This is a genomic window from Rhizobium acidisoli, from assembly GCF_002531755.2.
Lineage (GTDB): Bacteria > Pseudomonadota > Alphaproteobacteria > Rhizobiales > Rhizobiaceae > Rhizobium > Rhizobium acidisoli.
In genome coordinates, this window is the sequence record NZ_CP035000.1 from 91,848 (window position 1) to 114,638 (window position 22,791).

The 22,791-nt window shown below is 62.0% G+C and carries 24 protein-coding genes; 7 read left to right on the forward strand and 17 right to left on the reverse strand.

Going from position 1 to position 22,791, the window contains the following annotated elements; genetic code table 11:
• The 6 genes from eutA to ehuR form a co-directional block, all read right to left on the reverse strand.
• Complete coding sequence (eutA, locus tag CO657_RS26080) at positions 1 to 780, reverse strand: ectoine utilization protein EutA (RefSeq protein WP_054185250.1); 780 nt, start codon at positions 778 to 780, stop codon at positions 1 to 3.
• 1 nt (position 781) lies between these two features.
• On the reverse strand, positions 782 to 1,441 hold the full coding sequence (gene ehuD / locus CO657_RS26085) for an ectoine/hydroxyectoine ABC transporter permease subunit EhuD (RefSeq protein WP_054185251.1): 660 nt from the start codon (positions 1,439 to 1,441) through the stop codon (positions 782 to 784).
• Between the two features lie 4 nt (positions 1,442 to 1,445).
• Complete coding sequence (gene ehuC, locus CO657_RS26090; protein ID WP_003591479.1) at positions 1,446 to 2,105, reverse strand: ectoine/hydroxyectoine ABC transporter permease subunit EhuC; 660 nt, start codon at positions 2,103 to 2,105, stop codon at positions 1,446 to 1,448.
• A gap of 78 nt (positions 2,106 to 2,183) precedes the next feature.
• The gene (gene ehuB, locus CO657_RS26095; protein ID WP_054185252.1) at positions 2,184 to 3,032 is read right to left on the reverse strand and encodes an ectoine/hydroxyectoine ABC transporter substrate-binding protein EhuB; all 849 of its coding nucleotides are present in this window, start codon (positions 3,030 to 3,032) and stop codon (positions 2,184 to 2,186) included.
• Between the two features lie 57 nt (positions 3,033 to 3,089).
• Positions 3,090 to 3,875, reverse strand: coding sequence for an ectoine/hydroxyectoine ABC transporter ATP-binding protein EhuA (ehuA, locus tag CO657_RS26100; protein ID WP_054185253.1), 786 nt, complete (start codon positions 3,873 to 3,875; stop codon positions 3,090 to 3,092).
• A gap of 122 nt (positions 3,876 to 3,997) precedes the next feature.
• Positions 3,998 to 5,383: a MocR-like ectoine utilization transcription factor EhuR gene (gene ehuR, locus CO657_RS26105; RefSeq protein WP_054185254.1), complete on the reverse strand. Its 1,386-nt coding sequence runs from the start codon at positions 5,381 to 5,383 to the stop codon at positions 3,998 to 4,000.
• A gap of 100 nt (positions 5,384 to 5,483) precedes the next feature.
• On the opposite strand from ehuR, the gene CO657_RS26110 reads away from it, so the two are divergent.
• The 5 genes from CO657_RS26110 (at position 5,484) to CO657_RS26130 (ending at position 10,710) form a co-directional block, all read left to right on the forward strand.
• Positions 5,484 to 5,981: an Lrp/AsnC family transcriptional regulator gene (locus CO657_RS26110; protein WP_054185255.1), complete on the forward strand. Its 498-nt coding sequence runs from the start codon at positions 5,484 to 5,486 to the stop codon at positions 5,979 to 5,981.
• Positions 5,982 to 6,100: 119 nt separating this feature from the next.
• On the forward strand, positions 6,101 to 7,597 hold the full coding sequence (locus tag CO657_RS26115) for an NAD-dependent succinate-semialdehyde dehydrogenase (RefSeq protein ID WP_054185256.1): 1,497 nt from the start codon (positions 6,101 to 6,103) through the stop codon (positions 7,595 to 7,597).
• A 91-nt stretch (positions 7,598 to 7,688) separates the two neighbouring features.
• Positions 7,689 to 9,068, forward strand: a complete 1,380-nt coding sequence (locus tag CO657_RS26120) for an aspartate aminotransferase family protein (protein WP_054185257.1) — start codon at positions 7,689 to 7,691, stop codon at positions 9,066 to 9,068.
• A 13-nt stretch (positions 9,069 to 9,081) separates the two neighbouring features.
• The gene (locus tag CO657_RS26125) at positions 9,082 to 10,149 is read left to right on the forward strand and encodes an alcohol dehydrogenase family protein (protein WP_054185258.1); all 1,068 of its coding nucleotides are present in this window, start codon (positions 9,082 to 9,084) and stop codon (positions 10,147 to 10,149) included.
• Between the two features lie 168 nt (positions 10,150 to 10,317).
• Positions 10,318 to 10,710 (forward strand): DUF4112 domain-containing protein, encoded by a 393-nt coding sequence (locus tag CO657_RS26130; RefSeq protein ID WP_054185259.1) that lies wholly within the window; start codon positions 10,318 to 10,320, stop codon positions 10,708 to 10,710.
• 75 nt (positions 10,711 to 10,785) lie between these two features.
• Here the strand turns inward: CO657_RS26130 and CO657_RS26135 are convergent, their stop codons facing one another.
• Positions 10,786 to 11,775 (reverse strand): Gfo/Idh/MocA family protein, encoded by a 990-nt coding sequence (locus CO657_RS26135; RefSeq protein ID WP_245293019.1) that lies wholly within the window; start codon positions 11,773 to 11,775, stop codon positions 10,786 to 10,788.
• Here CO657_RS26135 and CO657_RS37595 point away from each other — a divergent pair.
• Positions 11,689 to 11,958: a hypothetical protein gene (locus tag CO657_RS37595; RefSeq protein ID WP_245293020.1), complete on the forward strand. Its 270-nt coding sequence runs from the start codon at positions 11,689 to 11,691 to the stop codon at positions 11,956 to 11,958. The two genes, CO657_RS26135 and CO657_RS37595, sit on opposite strands and share 87 nt — an antisense overlap.
• Before the next feature lie 14 nt (positions 11,959 to 11,972).
• On the opposite strand, the gene CO657_RS26140 is transcribed toward CO657_RS37595, so the two are convergent.
• From CO657_RS26140 to CO657_RS26160, 5 genes are all read right to left on the reverse strand, one after another.
• On the reverse strand, positions 11,973 to 12,758 hold the full coding sequence (locus CO657_RS26140; RefSeq protein ID WP_054185261.1) for a ThuA domain-containing protein: 786 nt from the start codon (positions 12,756 to 12,758) through the stop codon (positions 11,973 to 11,975).
• A gap of 61 nt (positions 12,759 to 12,819) precedes the next feature.
• Positions 12,820 to 13,845, reverse strand: a complete 1,026-nt coding sequence (locus tag CO657_RS26145) for an ABC transporter ATP-binding protein (RefSeq protein ID WP_054185262.1) — start codon at positions 13,843 to 13,845, stop codon at positions 12,820 to 12,822.
• Between the two features lie 11 nt (positions 13,846 to 13,856).
• Positions 13,857 to 14,687 carry a carbohydrate ABC transporter permease gene (locus CO657_RS26150; protein ID WP_003591439.1) on the reverse strand — a complete coding sequence of 277 codons (831 nt, stop codon included), beginning with the start codon at positions 14,685 to 14,687 and terminating at the stop codon, positions 13,857 to 13,859.
• The gene (locus CO657_RS26155; protein ID WP_054185263.1) at positions 14,687 to 15,673 is read right to left on the reverse strand and encodes a carbohydrate ABC transporter permease; all 987 of its coding nucleotides are present in this window, start codon (positions 15,671 to 15,673) and stop codon (positions 14,687 to 14,689) included. Before CO657_RS26155 ends, CO657_RS26150 begins: the two co-directional genes overlap by 1 nt.
• 69 nt (positions 15,674 to 15,742) lie before the next feature.
• Entirely contained in the window at positions 15,743 to 17,002 is a 1,260-nt protein-coding gene (locus CO657_RS26160; protein WP_054185264.1) for an ABC transporter substrate-binding protein, read from the reverse strand.
• Between the two features lie 269 nt (positions 17,003 to 17,271).
• Here CO657_RS26160 and CO657_RS26165 point away from each other — a divergent pair, with 269 nt between their 5' ends.
• Positions 17,272 to 18,285, forward strand: a complete 1,014-nt coding sequence (locus tag CO657_RS26165) for a substrate-binding domain-containing protein (RefSeq protein ID WP_054185265.1) — start codon at positions 17,272 to 17,274, stop codon at positions 18,283 to 18,285.
• 39 nt (positions 18,286 to 18,324) lie between these two features.
• On the opposite strand, the gene CO657_RS26170 is transcribed toward CO657_RS26165, so the two are convergent.
• Genes CO657_RS26170 through CO657_RS26190 form a run of 5 tightly spaced genes read right to left on the reverse strand, consistent with a single transcriptional unit; the run spans position 18,325 to position 22,738 of the window.
• A complete protein-coding gene (locus tag CO657_RS26170) occupies positions 18,325 to 19,290 on the reverse strand; it encodes an ROK family protein (RefSeq protein WP_054185266.1) in 966 nt (321 codons plus the stop codon).
• A 14-nt stretch (positions 19,291 to 19,304) separates the two neighbouring features.
• On the reverse strand, positions 19,305 to 20,006 hold the full coding sequence (locus CO657_RS26175; protein WP_054185267.1) for a ribulose-phosphate 3-epimerase: 702 nt from the start codon (positions 20,004 to 20,006) through the stop codon (positions 19,305 to 19,307).
• A gap of 4 nt (positions 20,007 to 20,010) precedes the next feature.
• Positions 20,011 to 20,820, reverse strand: coding sequence for an alpha/beta fold hydrolase (locus tag CO657_RS26180; RefSeq protein WP_054185268.1), 810 nt, complete (start codon positions 20,818 to 20,820; stop codon positions 20,011 to 20,013).
• Positions 20,817 to 21,662, reverse strand: coding sequence for a sugar phosphate isomerase/epimerase family protein (locus CO657_RS26185; protein WP_054185269.1), 846 nt, complete (start codon positions 21,660 to 21,662; stop codon positions 20,817 to 20,819). The genes CO657_RS26180 and CO657_RS26185 overlap by 4 nt, the downstream gene beginning before the upstream one ends.
• Entirely contained in the window at positions 21,662 to 22,738 is a 1,077-nt protein-coding gene (locus tag CO657_RS26190; protein WP_054185270.1) for a Gfo/Idh/MocA family protein, read from the reverse strand. Before CO657_RS26190 ends, CO657_RS26185 begins: the two co-directional genes overlap by 1 nt.
• Positions 22,739 to 22,791 lie beyond the last annotated feature (53 nt).

The window sequence follows — 22,791 nt, forward strand, 5'->3', positions numbered from 1 at the left end:
TCAGACTTTCCCGTAGGGTTTGGTCATCAATTGCCCGAGTTCGGGCCGCGCCCGGTCATCGCCGCAAAGCCTCAGGCAGGCCCAGCCGGTTGCGAGATTGCTGGTAACCACGGGCTTGCCGGTCTGGGCTTCGATCCGGCCGGCGACCTCAGCTGCGCGCACGGCGGTACAGGAGATGAACAGCGCATCGGATTGCGGATCCAGCGCTTCACACGCGAAGGCTGCGATATCATCCGGCGCAATCCGCGCCATCTCACGATCGTCACTCAGGCCGAGGCAGGTGAAGCGGTCGATCGTAAAGCCGAGATCGACGAAATAATCCGCCATCGGCCGGCTGGTCTCGATCGTATAAGGCGTCAGGATCGAAATCCGTTTTGCGCCAAGCGCCTGCAGGCCTTTCACAGCCGCCGCTGTCGGCGTCACCACGGGAACACCGGGTTTGGAGGCATGGATCGCCGTTTCGATGTTGCGGTCGCCGATCACCACAGAGGCGGAGGTGCAGGAATACATCACCGCATCCAGCGTCTCATCCGGCAGGATCAGCCCTGCGCCTTCCGTCAGCGACGGCTGCATTTTCAAGAGGTTTTCCGGTGTGACCGGATTGGCGTAACGGATGCGGCTGACATAGACGCCGATGCGGTCGCCGGCGACCATGCGCCGGAAGTCGACCTCGGTCGTATGGTCGGTTGCCAGGATGATCAGGCCGATGCGCTTTTCCAGCGGCCGGTCGTCCAGCCGCGGCCGGCGTCCGGCGGGAATGATGTCGATCTTTGCGGTCATATCAATCATCCATCCTGGCGTAGCGTTCCTCGAGCCAGCGCAAGCCCACGACCGAGATCAGGCTGATGATGAGGAAGAAGATGCCGACCAGCGTCATCGGCTCGATGTAGCGGTAATTGCTGTTGGCGATGCTCTTTGCCTGGTTCATCAATTCGAGCACGGTGATCGCCGAAAGCAGCGGCGTCTCCTTGAACATGGCGATGAAATAATTGGCGAGCGCCGGGATCATCGGCGGGATTGCCTGCGGCAGGACGACGTGGATCCAGGCCTGACGCGTCGTCAGATTGGTGGCCTTGGCGGCTTCCCATTGTCCGCGCGGCACATTCTCGATGCCGGCGCGATAGACCTCGGCGGTATAGGTCGCATAGTGAATGCCCATGCCGATGACACCGGCGGTGAGCGGCGACAGCCGGATGCCGATATCAGGCAACACGTAGAAGATGAAGTAGAGCTGCACCAGCAGCGGCGTGCCGCGGATAAATTCCGAGACGAAGCCGACCGTTCTGGAAACGGCGGCGACCGGTGACCGCCGGGCGATGGCAAGGCCCAGGCCCGCGACCATGGCGACGGCAGCGCCAAGGATGGTCGCGAGAATGGTGATCTTGAACCCTTCGAGAAGGGTCGGCATGATCTGCCAGACGAAGTCCCAATCCCATTCCATCCGATCAGGTCCTTATGCCGTCGAGGCTGCGAGCCATGCGCCGCTCCAGCCAGCGCATCGCAGCCGAAATCGCCAAGGCCATGAGGAAGTAGAGGATGAGGATCGTTGCGAAAGGCACCAACGTACTGCCGGTCTGCGCCCGCACCACCTGCGCCTGGAAGGTCATATCCGTCAGCGAGATCAGCGACACGACGGCCGTGCCCTTCAGGAGCTCGATCGCATTGTTGCAGAAGGTCGGCAGCATCAGCGGCAGCGCCTGCGGCAGGATGACGTGGCGCATACGCTGGTAGCGTGACAGGTTGAGCGCAACACAGGCTTCCGACTGCTCGCGTCCGACGGCCTTGACGGCGCCGCGCACCACTTCCGCCGCATAGGCGCCGACATTCAGGCCGAGCGCCAGGACACCCGCCTGCAGCGGCGTCAGGGTCAAGCCGGCAAAAGGCAGCACGAAATAGACCCAAAATAGCTGGACGAAGATCGAGGTGCCGCGGAAGAACTCGATATAGGCGGTCGCCAGAGCCCTGACGGCAAAGAAGCGCGACAGGCGGCCGAGCCCCGCCAGGAAGGCCATCACCAGCGCCAGCGCGGACCCCATGACCGTCAGTTGGAGCGTCACCAGGGCGCCCTCAAGGATCAGTGTCAGATAGCCGGACCATACCGACATCGGCAACTCACTTCTCTGGAGATGGTGCGAAGGGCAAACCGGCCATGGCAGGACGCATGGCCGGCTGCTCTCATCAGGTTACTTGGCTGCGGCGCAAAGCTTGTCGCGGCTGGTCGACATCGCCGCCTTGGCCGAGAAGCCGTAGGGCTCGATGATCTTGGCGAATTCGCCCGATTCCTTCAGTTTCTTCAGCTCGACGTCGAAGGCGTCGCGCAGCGCGACATCCTGCTTGCGGAAGGCGGCGCCATCGCAATAGACCGGCGCATTAACGACCGGAGCGACGGTTTCGAGACCGGGATCATTCGCCTTGGCCATCAGGTCGTGGATCGACAGGACCGGCAGCGAGTAGACGTCGATGCGGCCGTCCTGCAGCATCTTGATGCCGCTCTGACCGTCCGGAACGACGATGACGCGGTCGCGCGGCACGCCGGCCTCGAGCGCCAGCTTCTCCTCGGTGCCGCCGCCCGGCGCGCCGATCTTGGCATCGGGATTGTCGGCGATATCCTTGTAGCTGGTCAGCTTCAGTGGGTTGCCCTTCTTGAGGGCGAAGGCTTCGGCGTCGCAGAGGATCGGTTCGGAATAGGCGACGGCATTGCAACGCTCGGGCTTCATGAACAGGCCGGCTGTGATCGCGTCATGGCGGCCGGCCTGCAGACCGGGGATCATCGCGCCATATTCCGAAATCGAGGCGACCACTTCCTTGACGCCGAGCTTTTCGAAGATCACGCGCGCAACGTCGGGCGCAGCACCCGACACCTTGCCGTCGGCGCCGACGGCCGTGAACGGCGGCTCGTTGGCGATGGCGATGCGGGCAAAACCCTGCTCCTTCAGCTGCTCGAGCTTGTCATCGGCGGCGGAAGCCGGGCCGGCGGCCGCGGCCAGAAGCACCGACAGGCTGACGGCGCTCAAAACATATCCTGCTTTCATCGTTCCCAACTCCTCTGGCTTTCCTTTGAGTTTTGTTCTTGCGGGCAATGTCTGAGGTCAGACGCGGTGCCCAGCCGCAATGATCTTGCGCAGGAAGGTCTGTGTCCTCTCCTGCGTCGGATTTCGGAAGATATCGCCCGGCTTGCCTTCCTCGACGATCTTGCCGCGATCGAAGAACAGCACGCGGTCGGCAAAATCGTGGGCAAAGCCCATCTCATGGGTGACGAGAAGCATCGTCATATCGGTCTCGGAGGCCAGCCGCCGCATGACGCTCAGCACCTCCTCGACCAGTTCAGGATCAAGCGCCGAGGTGACTTCGTCGAACAGCATGATCTTCGGCGACAGCGCCAGCGCCCGGGCAATGGCGACGCGCTGCTTCTGTCCGCCGGAAAGCTGCGCCGGGACGCTTTTCGCCTTGTCGGCCAGGCCGACCATGTCGAGAAGCTCCATCGCCCGCTTTTCGGCCTGCGGCCGCTTGATGCCCTTGGTCAGCATCGGCGCCAGCGTCACATTGTCGAGCACGCATTTGTGCGGAAACAGATTGAAGTGCTGGAAGACCATGCCGATCTTTTCGCGCATGCGATGCAGATGCCGTTCATCGGCTGGCACCAGCCCGCTGCTGCCAGCCATATGGTAGAGCTGTTCGCCGTCGACCTCGATATGGCCGCCGCTGATCGTCTCCAGCGTCATCAGAATGCGCAGGATCGTCGTCTTGCCGGAGCCGGACGGCCCGATCAGCGCCAGCTTCTCACCCGGCATGACATTCATCGACAGCCCATCGAGCACGGTCAGCGGGCCGTATCTCTTGACGATGTTGTCGATGCGGATGATGGGCTGAGGCATTCATGTCTCTCCCTGTTGAGACAAGCAATGTCCTAACGATGACGGCGCATCGAAATCATGTCAATTCGCAAAATAATATCATGACAATTATTCTGCGAATGCTCAAACGAGGGGCAGCGCCATCAAATCGCCAGCAGCAGCTCTTCCGGATTTCCCTGCGCCAATGCGGCGACGATCCCAAGACCGGTCCGCATTTCGCTTTCGGTCGTCGAGCCGAGCGAGATGCGCACGGCCGGCGTCGAGCCCTGGTCGGCGGTGCGGAATGATTTGCCGGGCGCGATCGCCACTCCGCGCAGCCTTGCCTGCGAGACAAACCCGTCCTCCGCATGGTGGCCGGAGAGCGGCAGCCAGACGTGCAGGCTTTGCGGATGCGCCCGGTAAGGTAGCCCGGCCAGCATCTCGGCCGCGATCGCGTGGCGGCTCGCGAGGGCGCGGCGCTGCCAGTTGACCAGTTCCATCGCCGTACCGTCGCTGACCCAGCGGCTGGCGATCTCGGCCATGGCAGGCGTCGCCATCCAGCTGGAAACGAGATGACGGTTGGCGACGGCGGCGACATAACGGTCGGGGGCGACGAGATAGCCGATCCTGAGGCCGGGAACAGTGATCTTCGTGAAACTGGTGACGTAGAGCGTCCGCTCCGGCGCAAACGCCGCAATCGGCGGCGCCCGGTCCTCGACCATCGGGCCGAGAATGTCGTTTTCGATGATCGCTATGTCATGCTTGGCGGCGACGGCGGCCAGCGCCTGGCGCCGCTCCGCGCTCATCAGCGCCGCCATCGGATTGATCACCGAGGGCTGCAGGAAAATCGCCCGGATCGGCCCCGTGCGGCAGGCTTCATCCAGCGCTTCGGGGATCATGCCTTGCTCATCGATTGCCAGCCCTTCGAGGTGCAAGCCGAGATAGCCGCAGAGCGGCACCAGCGTGTGGTGGCTGACCGCCTCGGTCGCAATCGTCGAACCGGGCGGCGCGACGCTCATCAGCGCCACCGTCATGCCCGAGGTCGCACCATTCGTCACACTAACGTTCAGCGGTGATACCTCGAGCCCGCAGCGCGCCAGCCATTCGGTGGAGACAGTACGGTGGCGCGGGAACACCATGTTCGGCCGGAACGACAGGGCCGAGCTGGAGGGCAGGTTTTCCGAAAGCCAGCCGAAGGCCTGGCGCAGCCTTTCCAGATGGATCTGTTCGCAGACCGGCTTCAGGATCGACAGATCGATCACCTCGCCCAGCCGCTCCGGCAGATAGGGCGGCTCCGGCTCGCGCGGCCTGGTCTGGACGAAGCTGCCGCGGCCGATCTCGCCTGATATCAGCCCACGGCGGCTGAGCTCATCATAGGCGCGGCTTACCGTCTGCACCGAAAGATGCAGGTCATCCGCCAGCTTGCGGTGCGGCGGCAATTGCGCCCCGTCGGAGAGCTTGCCGTCGGTGATCGCATTGGCGATCTGTTCGGCAAGCGAGAGGTAAGCCGGCCGGCGGAGTTGCGAGGGATCGGGGCGCCACTTTGTCATGATTTTACACTGCTGAAAATCAGTTCAATTGACAATGCCAAAATGCGCTTCCATTGTCTTTTCGCTGCGTTTGAAATGATTTCTTTCCAAAGAAAGCACCATGAAGCTCGACGCCATCGACCTGCGCATTCTCGACGCCGTCCAGCGCGACGGCCGCATCACCAAGCTGGCGCTGGCCGAAAAGGCGGGCCTGTCGCCGACGCCGTGCTGGATGCGGCTGCGCAAGCTCGAAAAAGCAGGGATCATCACCGGATACCACGCCCGCATCGCCCCGCGGCGCATCGCGCCGGTCGCCAGCGTGATGATGGAAGTGACGCTCGCCAATCATCGCCAGGCGGATTTCGAGCGCTTCGAGCGCGCCGTCGCCGCAATCCCGGAGATCGTCGCCTGCTGGTCGGTCGGCGGCGGCGTCGATTACATCCTGAAGATCATCGCCCCCGATATCGACGCCTATCAGCGGCTGGTCGACGGGCTGCTCGACCGAGAACTCGGTATCGACCGCTACTTCACCTACATCGTCACCAAGACGGTGAAGGAGGAAACAGTGCTTCCGGTCTCTTCCTTTGCCGCATCCGACGAGGAACAGAGTGCGTTGTAGACAATCTCTCTATCCGCCGGCTGCGGTTTAGACCGTTTCTCTCTTTTCGCCATCGCCAAAGGACAATCTCTCGCCCGCTCCCGTGGAAGACTTGCATCACCGCCACGAGGAGACTGGACATGACCGCCGTTTTTGCCCGCCCCGCCTATCATGACGCGCTGTCGCGGCTTTCCGACCGCCATCTCCTGCGCGATCTCGCCTATATCGGCGGCCGATGGATCGCCGGCAAAACCGGTGAAAGTTTCGAGGTTACCGATCCGGCCTCCTCCGCGACGCTGGCCTGGGTTGCGAACCTCGGTGCGGACGAGACGGCAACCGCAATCGAGGCAGCATCGGAGGCCTTTGCTGCCTGGCGCGCGATGCTGCCGCAGAGCCGTGCGGCGATCCTGCGGACGTGGCATGAACTGATGCTCGCGGCCAAGGACGATCTGGCGCTGATCATGACGCTCGAACAGGGCAAGCCGCTGGCGGAAGCGCGCGGCGAGATCGATTACGCCGCCTCTTTCATCGAGTGGTATGCCGAGGAAGGCAAGCGGCTGAATGCCGAAAGCGTCACCAGCCACCTGCCCGGGGCGGAAATGATCGTCCGGCGCGAAGCGCTCGGCGTCGTCGGCATCGTCACGCCCTGGAATTTCCCTGCTGCCATGGTCACGCGTAAAGCGGCGGCCGCACTCGCTGCCGGCTGCACGGTCGTCGCTCACCCGTCCTCCGAAACGCCGCTTTCCGCACTTGCTCTTGCCGAACTCGGCGAGCGGGCCGGCATTCCCGCCGGCGTCTTCAACGTCGTCACCGGCCATGCAGCGACGATCGTCGGACGCATGTGTGCCGATCCTCGCCTGCGGGCCATGAGCTTCACCGGCTCCACCGAAGTCGGCCGCCTGATCGCCGCTCAATGCGCGCCGAACATGAAGCGGCTGGTGATGGAACTCGGCGGCCACGCACCGCTGATCGTCTTCGATGACGCCGATATCGCCAAGGCGGTCGAGATCGCCGTCGATGCCAAGTTCGCCACATCGGGCCAGGATTGCCTTGCCGCCAACCGCATCTTCGTCCAGCGCGGCATCGCCGATGCCTTCGCCAAGGCTTTTGCCGCCCGTATCGGGGAGCTGAAGGTCGGCGCCGGGCTCGAGGACGGCGCCGAGCTCGGACCGCTGATGCATGAGCGCGCCGTCGTCAAGGTCGAGGAGCAGGTCGCCGACGCGCTGGCGCAGGGCGCGCAGCTCGTGACCGGCGGCAAGCGCCATAAGGCCGGTCGGCTCTTCTACGAGCCGACGCTTCTGAACGATGTGCCGGCAAATGCGCTGATCATGCGCGAGGAGACCTTCGGGCCTGTGGCGGCACTGACCACCTTCGACACGGAAGAAGAGGTCGTCGCCCGCGCCAATGATACCGAATACGGCCTTGTCGCCTATGTCGTCACCGAAAACGGCGCCCGCCAGATGCGTCTCGGCCGCGCGCTGGAATATGGCATGGTGGCGGTCAACCGCGTGAAGATCACCGGCGGCCCCATTCCGTTCGGCGGCTGGAAGCAGTCTGGCCTCGGCCGCGAGGGCTCACGCCATGGGCTCGAGGCCTTCACCGAGCTCAAATATCTCTGCATCGACACCGCCGCTTAAAGCTCTTTGTTTTTATGCATGTCGTTATTCCGGAACCGCTGCACACTTCCGGGCGACATGCACTAACCCCCATTCGAAAAGAGGACAGGACATGCTCGACAAAAGCAACGAACTCACCGCCTGGGACCGCGATCATTTCTTCCATCCCTCCACCCATATGGGCATGCACGCCCGCGGCGAGACGCCGACCCGCGTCGTCGCCGGCGGCGAAGGCGTCTACATCACCGATACGACGGGGCGGACAAGCCTCGACGCCTTTGCCGGGCTCTATTGCGTCAATGTCGGCTATGGCCGCCAGAAGATCGCCGACGCGATCGCCGAACAGGCAAAGAACCTGGCCTATTACCACGCCTATGTCGGCCACGGCACCGAGGCCTCGATCACGCTTTCGAAGATGATCATCGATCGTGCGCGTGATGGCATGAGCCGCGTCTATTTCGGCCTGTCGGGCTCGGACGCCAACGAGACCAACATCAAGCTCATCTGGTATTACAACAACATCCTCGGCCGGCCGGAGAAGAAGAAGATCATCTCGCGCTGGCGCGGTTATCACGGCGCCGGCGTCATGACCGGCAGCCTCACCGGCTTGGCGCTCTTCCACAATGCCTTCGACCTGCCGCGCGCGCCGATCCTTCACACCGAAGCGCCCTATTATTTCCGCCGGCCCGACCGCTCGATGGACGAGCAGCAGTTCTCGCAATATTGCGCTGACAGGCTCGAGGAGATGATCCTCGCCGAAGGCCCGGACACGATCGCCGCCTTCATCGGCGAACCGATCCTCGGCACCGGCGGCATCGTGCCGCCGCCGAAGGGTTATTGGCAGAAGATCCAGGCCGTGCTCGACAAATACGACATCCTGCTCGTCGCCGACGAAGTCGTCACCGGCTTCGGGCGTCTGGGCACGATGTTCGGCTCGGATCACTATGGCATGAAGCCGGACCTGATCACCATCGCCAAGGGCCTGACCTCGGCCTATGCTCCGCTTTCCGGCACAATCGTTTCGAGCAAGATGTGGCAGGTGCTGGTGCAAGGCTCCGACCAGTTGGGAGCGATCGGCCACGGCTGGACCTATTCCGCCCATCCGATCTGTGCTGCCGCCGGCATTGCCAATCTCGAACTGATCGACGAACTCGGCCTCGTCGAAAATGCCGGCGCGACCGGCGCCTATTTCCGCTCGGAACTGGCAAAAGCGGTGGGCAGCCACCGCAACGTCGGCGAGGTCCGCGGCGACGGGCTGATGGCGGCGGTCGAATTCGTCGAGGACAAGGACGACCGAAAGTTCTTCGATGCCGGCCGCAAGATCGGCCCGCAAATCGCCACCGCCCTTCTCGAACGCGGCGTCATCGGCCGCGCCATGCCGCAGGGCGATATCCTCGGCTTTGCCCCGCCGCTCTGCCTCACACGCGAGGAGGCCGATATCGTCGTCAAGGCCGCGGCCGATGCCATCGAAACCATCTTCAAGTCTGTCTGAGGAGGAGAACAGCATGACGATCCCGGAAAAGATGGCGGCCGTCCTGCTCACCGGCCATGGCGGGTTGGACAAGCTCGTCTATGTCAGGGACGCGCCCGTCCCGACGCCCGCCGACGGCGAGGTTCTGATCCGCGTCACCGCCTGCGGCATGAACAACACCGATGTCTGGGTACGCCAGGGCGCTTACGGTACAGAGGACGACCCCTCCGCCGTCTCCAGCTGGCGCCGGCAGGGCAATACGCTGAGCTTCCCGCGCATTCAGGGCACCGATACGGTCGGCCATATCGTTGACGTCGGCGCCGGCGTCGATCCGGCACGCATCGGCGAACGTGTCATGGTCGATTTCTCGATCTACAACCGCGACGACGACAGCCTTGCCGACATCGACTATATGGGCCATGGCCGCGATGGCGGTTATGCCGAATATATGGCGCTGCCGGCCGAGAACGCCCATGTCGCCGCGACCGATCTGACCGACGTCGAACTCGCCACCTTCTGCTGCGCCTATCTGACTGGCGAACGCATGCTGGAACGGGCAAGGCTTGCCGCCGGCGAACGCGTCCTCGTCACCGGAGCCTCGGGCGGCGTCGGCTCGGCGATCATCCAGCTGGCGCGCGCCCGCGGCGCCATCCCGATCGCGGTCGCCGGTCCCGGCAAGGAGGCGGCGATGCTCGGGATCGGCGCCGAAGCGGTGGTGACCCGCGGCAAGGACGATCTGGTCGAAGCCGTCCAGTCCGTCAGCCGGGGTCAGCCGATCGACGTCGTCGCCGATCTCGTCGGCGGGCCGTTGTTCAATGACCTCCTGAAGATCCTGCGCCCCGAAGGCCGCTATACCACCGCCGGCGCCATCGCCGGCCCGGTCGTCCAGCTCGACCTCAGGACGATGTATCTGAAGCAACTGGAGCTGCACGGCTCGAGCCAGGGAAGCCGCGCCGATTTCCGCCGGCTCGTCGGCCACATCGAAAGCCGGAAGATCCGGCCGCTCGTCGGCGGCGTCTATCCGCTGTCGGAATTCCACCGCGCCCAGACCGATTTCATGGCGAAGAATTTTGTCGGCAAACTGGTCGTGGTTCCGGACTAAAGCGCGTCGCGATCTTTCAGATTCGCTCCCCGCGCTTTAGCTCTTTGTTTTTGCGCATGTCGTTGCCGCAAAACCGCTGCGCACTTTTGCGCGACATGCTTTAGAGATAAGCGCGATCGCTTGTCGCGCGGCAGGCGAACCTTATCGGTTTTGCGGCGTTTCACGGCCATGGACACGGGCAAGACGACATACCTCACCTCTGCCGAACTCGGGCGAATTCGGCGCGCTGTCGGCATAGCCCGTCTGATGGATACGGCCGTTCGATTGCCGGTCATCGGTGTACGGATCGGCGCAGACTCGGTCCTCGGCCTCATCCCGGCCGTCGGCGACATTGCCGGTTCGCTCATCGGTCTTTTCATCATCGACGAGGCAAGGCGGCTTGGCCTTCCCGGCCACAAACTCGCCCGCATGGCCGCCAATCTCGGCGTCGATGCCGCCTGCGGCACAGTTCCGCTGATCGGCGATCTCTTCGACGTCTATTTCAAGTCTCATCGCCGCAACGTCGGCATCATCCTCGACCATTTCGGCGTCAGCGAAGACGAGCTGAATCGCCGAATTTGACACGGTCGGCCGCGCCCCGTGCTGTTCCCTTGGCGAGGAGCCTCCACGAGACCGACGCCGATCGACCAACAGACTCTAAAGATCAGTCAAAGCGCCAGCCGTCTTTACCGCGTGATCAAGAACAAATTGCAGCTTGGCAGCGTGAGCGAAACCTGGCTCGTCCGGCTGTTCTTTTCGCACGGCGTTTGCAAATCGCTGGAAATTGGTGATGACCGGTTCGACCTCGATCTTGCGCCAGATCGCCTTGTCGGCGTCAGCACCTTCACAGGTCCTCAGCGTCGAGCCCTCGGGCGTATGCACCACCTCCAGCGCACCCTTGTCTCCATGCAGGCGCAGGCGCAATTCATTCAGATGGCCGGTCGCCCAGCGCGTTGCATGGATAACGCCCGCCGCACCGTTTTCGAGTTCAGCCATCATCAAGAAACTGTCATTTGCATCGAGGTCGTATTCCCCGATCCGGTTCCCTGGGCTTTTGTCGAACACTTTAAGATGCGATGCCGCCGCCTTGACGTCGCTTCCGGCGGCAAAAACCGCGAAGTCGAGAATATGGATACCGACATCACCCAGCACACCATTGGAGCCGTGTTTCGTCGACAGCCGCCAAAGCCACTGCGACTCTTTGGTCCAGTCGCCCCAGGCCTTTGAGACCAGCCAGCTTTGCAGATAGGAGGCTTCGAAGTGCCGGATCGCGCCGAGGCGCCCGTCCAGCACCATCCTGCGGGCTGCTTGCAGCGGCGCCACGTTGCGATATGTGAGGTTTACCATCGTGACCTTGCCGGACGCCGCCGCGGCGTCGGCCATCTCCTTGGCTTCGCGGTAGTTGACCGCCAGCGGCTTCTCGCAGAGCACATGCTTGCCGGCGCGAAGTAACTTCATCGTCGTGGAATGGTGGGCGCGATCCGGCGTCACATTGGTCACGGCATCGAATTCCCCCCACGCAAGGGCATCATCGAGCGATGTGAACGTCAGCGGGATAGCATGCCTGAGCGCGAACGCCCGCAGCCGGACCTCGTCCGTATCGACGGCGGCAACGATTTTCACGCCGGCAATTTCCGAAAAATTCATGGCATGGGTATTTGCCCATCCTCCGGTTCCGAGAATGATCAAGCGCATCTTTGTCCTCATTTGTTTGTCGAACTGTTGGCAGCAAAATCGGTCGTCTTTCGCAAGCGCCCGACGCTCTTGCCGAGGAAGAGATCAGCCCGTTTCTTGCGGGCCAATCCCCTGTCTTGGCGTCCACGCGAGTAAGGTGTCTCAGCTCCTCAGCGGTAACCGGCTTCGCCGGCCTGGTGCAGTTTCGGGCCGCGTTCGACGATCGGCTCCAGTGCCTTTTCTACCGGCACATTTGGGGCGTCGGTAATGCCAGTCAACGACCCTTGCGGGTTGTACGCCCATTTGACGCCGTTGATCAGCACCTTCTGGACAGTGGCGTCGTGATAGGTCGGATAGGTCTCGTGGCCGGGGCGGAAATAGAAGATGTTGCCGGCGCCGCGCCGCCAGGTCAGGCCGGAGCGGAACACTTCCCCGCCCTGGAACCAGGAGATGAACACCGTTTCGAGCGGCTCCGGCACCGAGAACTGCTCGCCGTACATTTCCTCGTTCTCCAGTTCGAAATGCTCGCCGATGCCGGCGGCGATCGGATGGCGCGGGTTGATCGTCCACAGCCGCTCGCGCTCGCCCGCCTCGCGCCATTTCAGCGCGCAGGGTGTGCCCATCAACCGCTTGAAGATTTTCGAGAAATGGCCGGAATGCAGGACAAGCAGACCCATGCCTTCCCAGACGCGCTTGGCAATCCGCTCGACGACGATGTCGGAGACCGCGCCGTGATCCTTGTGGCCCCACCAGGTCAGCACATCGGTTTCGGCAAGGCGGGCCTCGCTCAGCCCATGCTCCGGCTCCTGCAGCGTCGCCGTCGTCGCCGAAATGCCGGGGTCTGTATTCAAAGCATTGGCGATCGTCGTATGCATGCCCTCGGGATAGATGCCGCGGACGATTTCATTGGTAGTCTCGTGGATGTTTTCACCCCAGACAATGGTGCGAATGGTCACGTTGTTTACTCCTGGTGGTTAAACGGATCGAGCCTTGGGAAGAGCATCGACCCTGGGAAGATCAGGCAGCCTGCAGGGATGCCCGCTCCAGCGCCCGGCCCGAGCGGTCGAAACGGTGGACATGGCCGGCAAGCGGTGCAAGGCCAAGCGTCTGGCCTGGCTCGTGACGGGAGACACCGGCCTCCCGCACGATGAGCGGCTCATCCGCCCCGATATCCACATAGACAAAGCTATCGGAGCCGAGGATTTCCGAATGGATGACCGTGCCGCTCCAAACCGGCGACTCGGCCGTGATGTGAACATGCTCTGCGCGCACGCCGATTGTATGGCTGCCGTAGGGCTGTGCCAGCCCGCCCGACAGGAAGTTCATTTTCGGCGAACCGATGAAGCCGGCAACGAAGAGCGAATTGGGGCTTTCGTAAAGTTCGAGCGGCGTACCGATCTGCTCGACGACGCCGTCCCTCAACACGCAGATCCGATCGGCCAGCGTCATCGCCTCGACCTGATCATGAGTCACATAGATCATCGTCGTGTTGTGCATGCTGCGATGAAGCTTGGCGATTTCCAGCCTGGTCGCGACGCGAAGCGCCGCATCGAGGTTGGACAGCGGCTCGTCGAAGAGAAACACCTTGGGATCGCGGACGATCGCCCGCCCGATTGCGACGCGCTGGCGCTGTCCGCCGGAAAGCTGGCGCGGCAAGCGATCCAGATAGGGTGAGAGCTGCAGCATGCCGGCCGCCTCTTCAACACGCTGGCGGCATTCGTCTCTGGTGCGCCCGGACAGCTTCATGCCGAAAGCCATGTTGTCGAAGACCGTCATATGCGGATAGAGCGCATAGGACTGGAACACCATGGCGACCCCTCGCTTCGATGGCGCGTGCTGGTTCACCGTCGTGCTGTCAAAGGAGAGGGTTCCCGACGTAATGTCCTCCAGGCCGGAGATAAGCCGGAGCAGCGTGGACTTACCGCATCCCGACGGCCCCACGAACACCATGAACTCGCCCCTGCGGATGTCCATCGTCACGCCCTTGATCACCTCGAAAGCACCGAAGCTCTTGCGGATGTTCTCCAGTCGGATTTCTGCCATGTCCTACTCCCTCAACCCTTGACGCCGCCGGCGGTCAATCCCGAAATGATCCGGCGCTGGAATATCAAAACAAGCACGACAACCGGGACGGTGACGATGACCGACGCCGCCATGATGTTGCCCCAGGGGATCTCGAATTCGCTGTTGCCCGACAGCAGGGCAATCGCCACCGGGACGGTCCGCTGCGTATCCGATGATGTGAATGTCAGCGCAAAAAGGAACTCATTCCACGCGGCGATGAAAGCAAGCAGCCCGGTCGTCACCAGCGCCGGCCACATCAACGGCATGAACACCTGGGTGATAATGACCCATGGCGAAGCGCCATCGACGATCGCCGCCTCCTCGATCTCGATCGGCAATTCCCGCATGAAGGTCGTCAGCACCCAGACGGTGAACGGTAGCGTGAAGATCATGTAGGAAAAGATCAGTGCGAAAGGCGTGTTGAAAATGCCGAACCAGCGAATGAGTTCGAAGAGGCCGGCAAGAACGGCGATCTGCGGAAACATCGACACCGAGAGGATGGTCAGCATCAACAGCGCCCGCCCGCGGAAATTCACCCGCGCCAACGCGAATGCGGCGGTGATCGAAAGCAACAGCGATGCGGAAACCACGACGCAGGCGACCATCGCGGAATTCGCAAGACTGCGAACGAACCCACCTTGACCCATCACGGAAGTGTAGTTGGCAAAAGAGATCGAGGTCGGCCAGTAATCGACTTGGAAAAGCGCCGTGCCGGTCTTCAGGCTCGTCAGGATGGCATAGTAGAACGGAAACACCGCAATGATGACGATGATCGTGACGAGCAGGTAGAAGAGCGTATTCTTGGTGATCGAAAGCAGCATCAGCGTTCCTCCCCACCGAGCTTGACGCGGCCGAGCCAGATATAAAGGACGGTGACGGAGGCAATGATCAGGAAAAGCACCGTTGAGGCGGTGGCGCCGTAGGCGAACTTGTCAAAGTCGAACAGGTTCTCGCGCGCCATCACCGACATGGTTTTGGTCTGCGCATTGTTGGGCGTCAGGACATAGATCAGATCGAAGATGCGCATCGCATCCAGCATCCGGAAGATCACGGCAACCATGATGGCCGGCCGGATCAGCGGCAGCGTCAGACGCCAGAACACCTTGATCGGATTGACGCCGTCGATCTTGGCGGCTTCATAGATGTCGCCCGGGACCATCTGCAGTCCCGCAAGGATCAGAAGCGCCATGAAAGGCGTCGTCTTCCAGACGTCAACGATCAGCACGGCGATCATTGCCGTTTCCAGATTGGCGGTCCAGGCAATCTTCTCGTTGATCAGGCCGAAGCCGAGCAGAAGCTCATTCAAGATACCGAACTGGTCGTTGAGCATCCAAGCCCACATCTTGGCCGAGACGATCGTTGGGATCGCCCAAGGAATCAGGATTGCGGCCCGTACGATCCCCCGTCCGACGAACCGGGCATTCAGCACGAGGGCGACGATCAGTCCGAGCACGGTCTCGATCACGACAGAAAGGACGGTGAACTTGGCGGTATTCCAGACAGCATGCCACCAGACCGGATCGGCAAGCAGCCCGCGATAGACAGTCCTTCCGCTCTTCAGCGTCACCCACGACAGATAATTGGAAAAGCCGACGAACTGCGCATTGCCAAGGTCGTTGAGCGACGCATTGGTAAAGCTGAAATAGATCGTTCTGAACAGCGGCCATCCGGCGACGATCGCCAGGATCAACAGCGTCGGCGCCAGAAACATCCAGGCAGATCGAATGCGTTCGGATTGCAGCTCCGTAGAGGCTCTGAGCTTGGAAAGCCTTGGTTCAATCGCTTGTGGAACTACGATTTCTGTCATGAAACGCCCCTCCTCGTTGACGCAGGCCGAAGACCGGACCGACGGCTTGACAGCCGCCGGTCCCGATAGTCACCAGGCGTCGCCCTTGAGGGTCGTCAGGTCGGCTTCGAGAAGCTCGAGGTTCTCGGCAGCTGAGCCGCTGCCGGACAGAGTATTGTGAACTGCAGTCCAGAACTTCGAGGACACTTCATTGTACTTGATTTTGGCCGTCGCCGAAGGACGCGGCACCGCGTCCTGGAAGATGGGTTTCCAATTCGGCATGAAGGGCTGCGCCGCGGCAACATCCTTGTCGTCATAAAGGTCCGTCAGCGTCGGCAAATTGGACAGCTCGACGGCACGCGCCTTTTGAACGTCCTTCGACGCCAGGAATTTTACCAGCGCGATGGCCGCTTCCTGCTTTTGGGAGTATTTCGACACCGCCAGATTCCAGCCGCCGAGCGTCGAAGACGGCTTGTCGCCGGCGGCCGCGACCGGTAGCGTCATCACGTCGAACTTGCCCTTCACGGCGCTGTCGGCACCATTGCCGAGGGAATAGGCATAAGGCCAGTTGCGCATGAAGACGGCATTGCCGGTCTGCCAGACGCCGCGCGATTCTTCTTCCTGATAGGCGAGCACGCCTGGCGGTGAGATCGTGCCGATCCAGCTCTTGGCGCGTTCGATTGCTGCAGCCGCCTTCTCATTGTTGATGGAGATCGTCCCGTCCGTCTCGACGATCTGGCCGCCGCCCGACGACTTCACCCATTCCAGCGCGTTGCAGGTCAGCCCTTCGTAGGAATTGCCCTGAAACACGTAGCCCCAGAGGTCCTTCTGTCCGGCCTGGCGTTCTTTATCCTGAACCTCTTTGGCGGTGGCGGCCATCTCGTCCCAGGTCTTCGGCGGCTGCTTGCCGTATTTGTCGAGCAGGTCCTTTCGGTAAAACAGCGCTGGAGCATCGGTAAACAACGGCAGCGCCACGAGCCGGCCATTGACGGTCTGCGACGCGATGATCGACGGGAAGAACTGAGCGACCACGTCTTTGGTGGCCTCCTTCAGATCGATGAACTGGTCGGCAAGCTGCGGCGCCCAGATCACGTCGGTCTGATAGACATCGATGTCCTTGTTTCCGGCCGCAAGCCACAGGCGGTATTGGGAGAACTGCTCGCTGCTCGATGATGGCATAGTGACGAGCTTGACATGATTGCCGGTCTCCTTCTCGAAAACAGCAACCTGCTTCTGCAGGAATTCGATGCTTTTCCCGGTGGTGTTGGCGGCGAACGAAATTTCGGCGGCGCGGATCGGGCCGGCGACCGCGACGGCGAGCGCGGATAAGGCCAAGGCAAACTGTTTCATGATCTCCTCCCAGAAATTGAAATCGATTTGGCCCGCAGAACATTGCAGAAGGCCTTGGCGGCGTCAAGCCAACAAACTGGCACTTCACAGTTGCGCAACATGTCAATGATGGCATCATATACAGCTTAAGAGGCAATTTATGGTGCCTACACGCGACATTTCAAGTCAGTAGAATTGAAATCGATTTCAATTGCCATCGAATTGGGCGCTTGCCCGTTGCGCATCGCCTAAGCATCGTCCATTGATTGCCGAGATAAAGAAGACACCCGATGAAACTTCGTGAATTTGCAAAGCAGCTTGGGCTTTCTCCGACGACGGTCAGCCGTGCGCTCAGCGGCTACCCAGAGGTGAGCGAAGCCACGCGCGCCCGGGTTGCAAGCGAAGCAATGCGGCTTGGCTATCGCCCCGATATCAATGCCGTGCGGCTAAAGACCGGACGAGCCGGAGCGATAGGCGTTATGATGGGACGTTCGGGAGAAATTCATTTCGCTGAATTCGTGTCGGGAATGGCGCAGCGCCTGGAAACGGCCGATACGGATATTCTCATCACGCCCATCACCGCACACAATGATGACGACGAGATCCAGGCCTATCGACGCCTGGTCGAAAGCCGCCGGGTGGATGCAGTGATCATTCATTCGCCACGCCCCCGGGACCCTCGGATCGAGATGCTGAACAGCCTCGGCGTGCCTTTCCTGGTTCACGGCCGCTCGGAAACCGAGCACGTTCACGCCTGGCTCGATATCGATAATGAAAATGCCGTGCGCAGGTCCACCGAACACCTGCTCGACCTCGGGCACCGGCGCATCGCCATGATCAACGGCCTCAGGGGCAAGACCTATTCGATCCATCGCGAGCAGGGTTTTCGGCTGGCGCATCAAGAGCGTGGGCTGACTGCCGATCCTAACCTGATGGTCTGCGATAAATTCTCCGACGAAAGCGGCTTTCGCCATGCCCGCTCCTTCCTCGAGAGAGCGAATGCGCCGACCGCCATCGTCGCTGGCTCCACGATGACGGCGCTTGGGGTTTACCGCGCCGTCCGTTCGCTTGGGATGACGGTGGGACAGGATGTTTCGGTCATCGCCCATGACGACGTCTTCCCTTATCTGACGGCCGAAAACATGGTGCCGTCGCTCTCGACGACGCGATCCTCGATGCGTGCTGCGGGCACGCGCTGTGCTGAGTTAACGCTACAGCTTATCGCCGGACGTGCCGCGGATGAGGTCCATGAATTGTGGCCGGTCGAACTGATCCTCAGGGAAAGTACCGCCCCACCGCCCTGACGGAGCAACCTATCGACGCGTACAGGACCCGAGTGTTCTCTAAGGATGATCGATCGGAGCGACCTTCCCCGCCAGAAACGCCAGAGCCGCCGCGCCGACAAGGCCCGAGTTCTGATCCAGTGCCGCCAGCATCACCCTGACATCCTTGAATGCCGGCATTGCCCATTGGCTGATATAGGCTTGGATACCCGGCTGCAGACGGTCGAATTGGTGGGAGAGCCCTCCCCCCATGACGATGATATCGGGACTGAAGATATGGATCAGGCTGGTGAAGCCGCGGCCGAGAATCTCCGCTTCCTCGTCGACCAGTTGATTGGCGAGACGGTCTCCATCTCGGGCCGCCGCGAAAACGCTGCGGCTGTCGATGGCGCCGCCATTGCTGCCCAACGTCGTGTCGCGGCTTTCCATCGCCCGCATTTGCGCGCGCCGCGCAAATGCCGGCCCAGATCCATAGGCCTCGAAACAGCCTCTGTTGCCGCAAGGGCAAAGCTCGCCGTTCGGCACCACCGACATGTGCCCGACATGAGCTGCCATGCCCTTGCGGCCGCGCACCACGCGACCATCCGAGATAACGCCGCCGCCGATCCCGGTGCTGACCGTGACATAGACGAGGTTATCAAGCCCCTTGCCGATACCGAACTGCCACTCGCCGATCGCCGCGGCAATGGCGTCGTTTTCGAGATCGACCGGAAAGGCAAAGCGCTTCTGCAACTCCTCCTTCAGCGGAAAATCAACGAAGCCCGGAAGGGTCGGGATATCGGTTGCGATACCGGCGACCGTATCGAGCGGGCCTGGGGCGGATACGCCGACGCCCACCACCGAAGCAGGCTTCGATGCGGCAAACAGCCGATCGGCGAGGCCGCAAATCTGGGCAAGCACCCGGTCGGGGCCGGCCAGCGCATCCGTCGGTTCGGCCAAACGCGTCAGGATCCTGCCGTGCTCGTCGACAAGGGCGGCGCGCACCTGCGTTCCGCCGAGGTCTATGCCAATGGCAACCTGCTGCATGTGAAGACCGCCGGTTAGAGTGCGCGCATCCATGCCATCCGCTCATCGAGCGACGGCGCATTGAAAGCCAGGGAACCAAGAACGACCGTTTCCGCGCCGGACTGGCGCAGGAGCGGCACCGTGTGCTCGCGAATGCCGCCATCGGCCGCCAATACGATCCGATCGGCCGCACCGCAGCCGGCGATGATCCGCTTTGCCTGTTGAAGCCGGGCGCCGGCCTTCTCGTCGAGGCCCTGGCCCTTCACGCCGATCGCCGTGCCAAGCAGCGTCACGAAACGCAGCCGGGAAGCGTATGTCTCGATCCGCTCGACGGGGGTGTCGACCTTGAGAACCATGCCGGCTGCGACACCGCGGCGATCGAGAAGATCGAGAGCCTGGTCGGCGACGCGTTCGTTTTCGACATGAAGACTGATAAGGTCGCTGCCGGCATCGGCGAACTGCTCGATCTGCGACAGGATGATGCTGTCGGCAACCATCAAGTGAACATGGATGGGGCGCGCGGAGACTTTGCGCACACCGGCCACGAGATCGGGGAAAAACAACATCGCCGGCGCGAAATGGCCATCGGCGACATCGATATGGAGGATGTCGACGTGAGGATCGACACGTCCGAGATCATCGGCGAGACGCATGAGATCGGCCGACCAGACGGAGAATTCAGCAATCAGCCGATCCTTCGGAAGATCGTCGATCCAGATCTTGGAGGTGGTAGACATCGTTTCAGAGCTCCTTCAGAAAATTGCCGACGGCAAGCCGAAAGTCGGCGACATATTGCGGACGGCTCTCGGTTTTCGGCGTGATCTGCACGAAACGCGCGCCGGCAATCCGCGCGGCAAGAGCATGCGCGTGGCCAAGAGGATGAATGCTGTCGCGATCATGGCCGATGACGAGCGTCGGCAGGACGAGATTGCCGACTTCATCATCGGTCACATCAGGACCGTCATTTGAGATCCTGGTCAGCAGCTCGGCGGTCACATCCAGAGGCGAGCGGGAGAAAAACCCGGCAAGCGAGGCGAGATTGTCCGGCGCCTCGGCGGCGAGCCGCATGCCCACAGGCCCGGCAAGGAATGCCTGCCTTGCCTCATCCGGCGGCACGGTTTTCAGAAGCCGGCCGACTTCGGCATTGGGCGTCATATTGTCCGGCGCCGATGCCGTCAGCCAGGCCGGCCTTGCCAGGATCAGCGCCTTGACGAGATCGGGCCGTTTGACGGCGAGACGCAAGGCGATCGCGGCGCCCATCGAAATGCCGCCAACCACAACCGGCCGCCTAAGGTTCTGGTCGATATAGGCGGCGATATCGTCGCAGAAGGTCGAAATCGACAACTGCTCGACATTACCGGCCGCGGAACGGCCATGGCCGCGGGCTTCGACCGTAACCCGGCGATATCCGGTTTCGAGCGGAAAGACCTCGTCCGTCTGCGCCGCGTCTCCGCATAGACCATGCTGGAAGATTGCCGGGGCGCCCTCGCCCGCCATATCGACGTTGAGAATGGTCCCGTCGCTGGTTGCGAACGGTTGAGCCCGTCTCATCGTCCTCTCCCCGCGCCGTCGCCGTCGAGAGTCTTTTTCAGAAAGGATGCCGCACCGGCAGCCTCGGAGGCCGAAAGACCGTGTGTGACGAGACTGCCGCCAAAGCCGATTGCCTTGAGACGGCCGAGATAATGCGCGTAGTCGAGGATGCCCTTGCCGGCGGTCGCGAAACTGCCGTCGGGGTTGCGGTCTTTCGCATGCGCCATGACGATCCGATCGGCGAGAAGATCGATGGCTGAGGAAACGATGCGCCGCTGCTCCTCCAGCGTCGCAACCTCGAAAAGATTGGCCGGATCGAGCACGATCTTGATGCGCGGGCTCTTCAGCGCGGCGATCAGCCGATGGGCTTTCTCAGCCGAGTTGACGACATTGGCAAGCTCGGGCTCGATGCCGAGATCCACGTGATAACGCTCGGCGATCGCGATGGCCGCTTCCATGGCGTCGAGGAGATCGCGCCAGGCCGCCGGCGTGTCGTTGTCGGCGTGCGCCTTCCACTGGTCAATGGGGTCGCGTGTGCCGGTGCAGAGCGTGATCAGGGCGGTCGACATGCCGGCGCAGCGCGCAGCCAGCGTCGCCAGCCTGCGAAGGCCTGTTTCGCGCACGGCGGGATCGGGATGGATCATGTTGTAGGTGCCGGAAACGGCGACGATCTCGACACCCGTTTTGCGCGCCGCCTCCGTCACCGCGCGGGCCTCAGCCTCGGTAATCGTCTCCGGCATCGGCGGCAGACCTGAGCAGGCCATATTGTATTGTGCTGCGGTAAACCCGGCCTGCGCAACCGAATTGAGGACAGTCGAGGGCTCTGTTCCGTCGAAGGTCTTTGCGAAAATGCCGAGCTTCATCACACGCCACCCGTGACATCAGCCAGCGCGACCGGCTTGCCGCTTTCGGCGGAGCGTGCGACGGCGACCATGGCTCGTACGGAGGCCAGGCCGTCATCGGTGTCGGCACCTTCCATCACAGCGCCGTCCAGAATGGTGCGGGCGAAACCTTCGACCTGACGGCGATAGAAATGGCCGTCGGCACCGAGAACGCGATGGGTCGCGCCATCGGCTTCCCGGAAAATGTCGACCTCGCTGGTTTTGTAGTACCACGGGTTATAGGTCTTGCCCAAAATGCTGCCGTTCTTGCCATAGATCTGGAAACCTTCGTGCCAGTCCATGCGCACCTGGACGGTGAGATCGAGGTGGCCGAGCGTGCCGGAGGCAAATTCCACGTCGACGAACCAGCACCAGATGCCGGCCCGCTCGGAGAGGCGCGCGGTGACGGAAAGGATGTCGCCGGCGAAATAACGGGCCGTGTCGATCAGGTGGCAACCATGCGCCAGCATATAATAGCGGCGCAGGTCGGCTTTCGGATTGCCGGAGGGTTTACGCGCATTGGCGCTGGCAACGATCAGGGGCTGGACCGCATCGGTCATCGGATAACGGTGCGTGCTGTCGCAATACCACGCTTTCAGGGCAACCATCTCACCCATCTCGTCACGGATGAAGGATTTGGCCGCCTGGAGCCCTGCGTCGAAACGCTTCATATGCCCGACCTGAAACACCTTTCCCGACCTGTCGACTTCAGCCTTCAGTTCCAGGCATTCCTCGACGGTGACACCGACGGGTTTTTCGCACAGCACATGCTTGCCCGCCTGAAGGGCGCGAATGGAGGCCGGGACGTGAAAGGCATCGGCGGTCGCGATGATCACCGCATCGAGGTCGGGATCGGCGAGCATCTTGTCGTAGTCGTCGTAGGTTTTACCAGCTCCATGGGTGATTGCCATCCGTTCGCGCAGATCCGCGGCGACGTCGCAGATCGCATAGAGATCGGCATTGGCGGCCTTCGTGCAGCTCTCGAAGTGCGCGGCCTGGGCAATCTGGCCCGCTCCCAGTACGCCGATGCGGAGGCGTCGTTGCTGTTTTGCTGGCATCGATAAGCTCTCTAGGTCGAATGTTGAAGATAAACGCCGGTTTCGGCGCCGAA

Bases quoted from the DNA above. Each gene is read 5' to 3' on its own strand.
- CO657_RS26125 (WP_054185258.1), top strand. From the start codon at position 9,082: ATGACGATCCCGGAAAAGATGGCGGCCGTCCTGCTCACCGGCCATGGC.
- CO657_RS26175 (WP_054185267.1), bottom strand. From the start codon at position 20,006: ATGTCTACCACCTCCAAGATCTGGATCGACGATCTTCCGAAGGATCGG.
- CO657_RS26155 (WP_054185263.1), bottom strand. From the start codon at position 15,673: ATGACAGAAATCGTAGTTCCACAAGCGATTGAACCAAGGCTTTCCAAG.
- ehuD (WP_054185251.1), bottom strand. From the start codon at position 1,441: ATGGAATGGGATTGGGACTTCGTCTGGCAGATCATGCCGACCCTTCTC.
- ehuA (WP_054185253.1), bottom strand. From the start codon at position 3,875: ATGCCTCAGCCCATCATCCGCATCGACAACATCGTCAAGAGATACGGC.
- CO657_RS26120 (WP_054185257.1), top strand. From the start codon at position 7,689: ATGCTCGACAAAAGCAACGAACTCACCGCCTGGGACCGCGATCATTTC.
- eutA (WP_054185250.1), bottom strand. From the start codon at position 780: ATGACCGCAAAGATCGACATCATTCCCGCCGGACGCCGGCCGCGGCTG.
- CO657_RS26160 (WP_054185264.1), bottom strand. From the start codon at position 17,002: ATGAAACAGTTTGCCTTGGCCTTATCCGCGCTCGCCGTCGCGGTCGCC.
- CO657_RS26135 (WP_245293019.1), bottom strand. From the start codon at position 11,775: ATGAATTTTTCGGAAATTGCCGGCGTGAAAATCGTTGCCGCCGTCGAT.
- CO657_RS26145 (WP_054185262.1), bottom strand. From the start codon at position 13,845: ATGGCAGAAATCCGACTGGAGAACATCCGCAAGAGCTTCGGTGCTTTC.
- ehuR (WP_054185254.1), bottom strand. From the start codon at position 5,383: ATGACAAAGTGGCGCCCCGATCCCTCGCAACTCCGCCGGCCGGCTTAC.
- ehuC (WP_003591479.1), bottom strand. From the start codon at position 2,105: ATGTCGGTATGGTCCGGCTATCTGACACTGATCCTTGAGGGCGCCCTG.
- CO657_RS26185 (WP_054185269.1), bottom strand. From the start codon at position 21,662: ATGAAGCTCGGCATTTTCGCAAAGACCTTCGACGGAACAGAGCCCTCG.
- CO657_RS26165 (WP_054185265.1), top strand. From the start codon at position 17,272: ATGAAACTTCGTGAATTTGCAAAGCAGCTTGGGCTTTCTCCGACGACG.
- CO657_RS26115 (WP_054185256.1), top strand. From the start codon at position 6,101: ATGACCGCCGTTTTTGCCCGCCCCGCCTATCATGACGCGCTGTCGCGG.
- CO657_RS26150 (WP_003591439.1), bottom strand. From the start codon at position 14,687: ATGCTGCTTTCGATCACCAAGAATACGCTCTTCTACCTGCTCGTCACG.
- CO657_RS26130 (WP_054185259.1), top strand. From the start codon at position 10,318: ATGGACACGGGCAAGACGACATACCTCACCTCTGCCGAACTCGGGCGA.
- CO657_RS26180 (WP_054185268.1), bottom strand. From the start codon at position 20,820: ATGAGACGGGCTCAACCGTTCGCAACCAGCGACGGGACCATTCTCAAC.
- CO657_RS26190 (WP_054185270.1), bottom strand. From the start codon at position 22,738: ATGCCAGCAAAACAGCAACGACGCCTCCGCATCGGCGTACTGGGAGCG.
- ehuB (WP_054185252.1), bottom strand. From the start codon at position 3,032: ATGAAAGCAGGATATGTTTTGAGCGCCGTCAGCCTGTCGGTGCTTCTG.
- CO657_RS37595 (WP_245293020.1), top strand. From the start codon at position 11,689: ATGCCTGAGCGCGAACGCCCGCAGCCGGACCTCGTCCGTATCGACGGC.
- CO657_RS26170 (WP_054185266.1), bottom strand. From the start codon at position 19,290: ATGCAGCAGGTTGCCATTGGCATAGACCTCGGCGGAACGCAGGTGCGC.
- CO657_RS26110 (WP_054185255.1), top strand. From the start codon at position 5,484: ATGAAGCTCGACGCCATCGACCTGCGCATTCTCGACGCCGTCCAGCGC.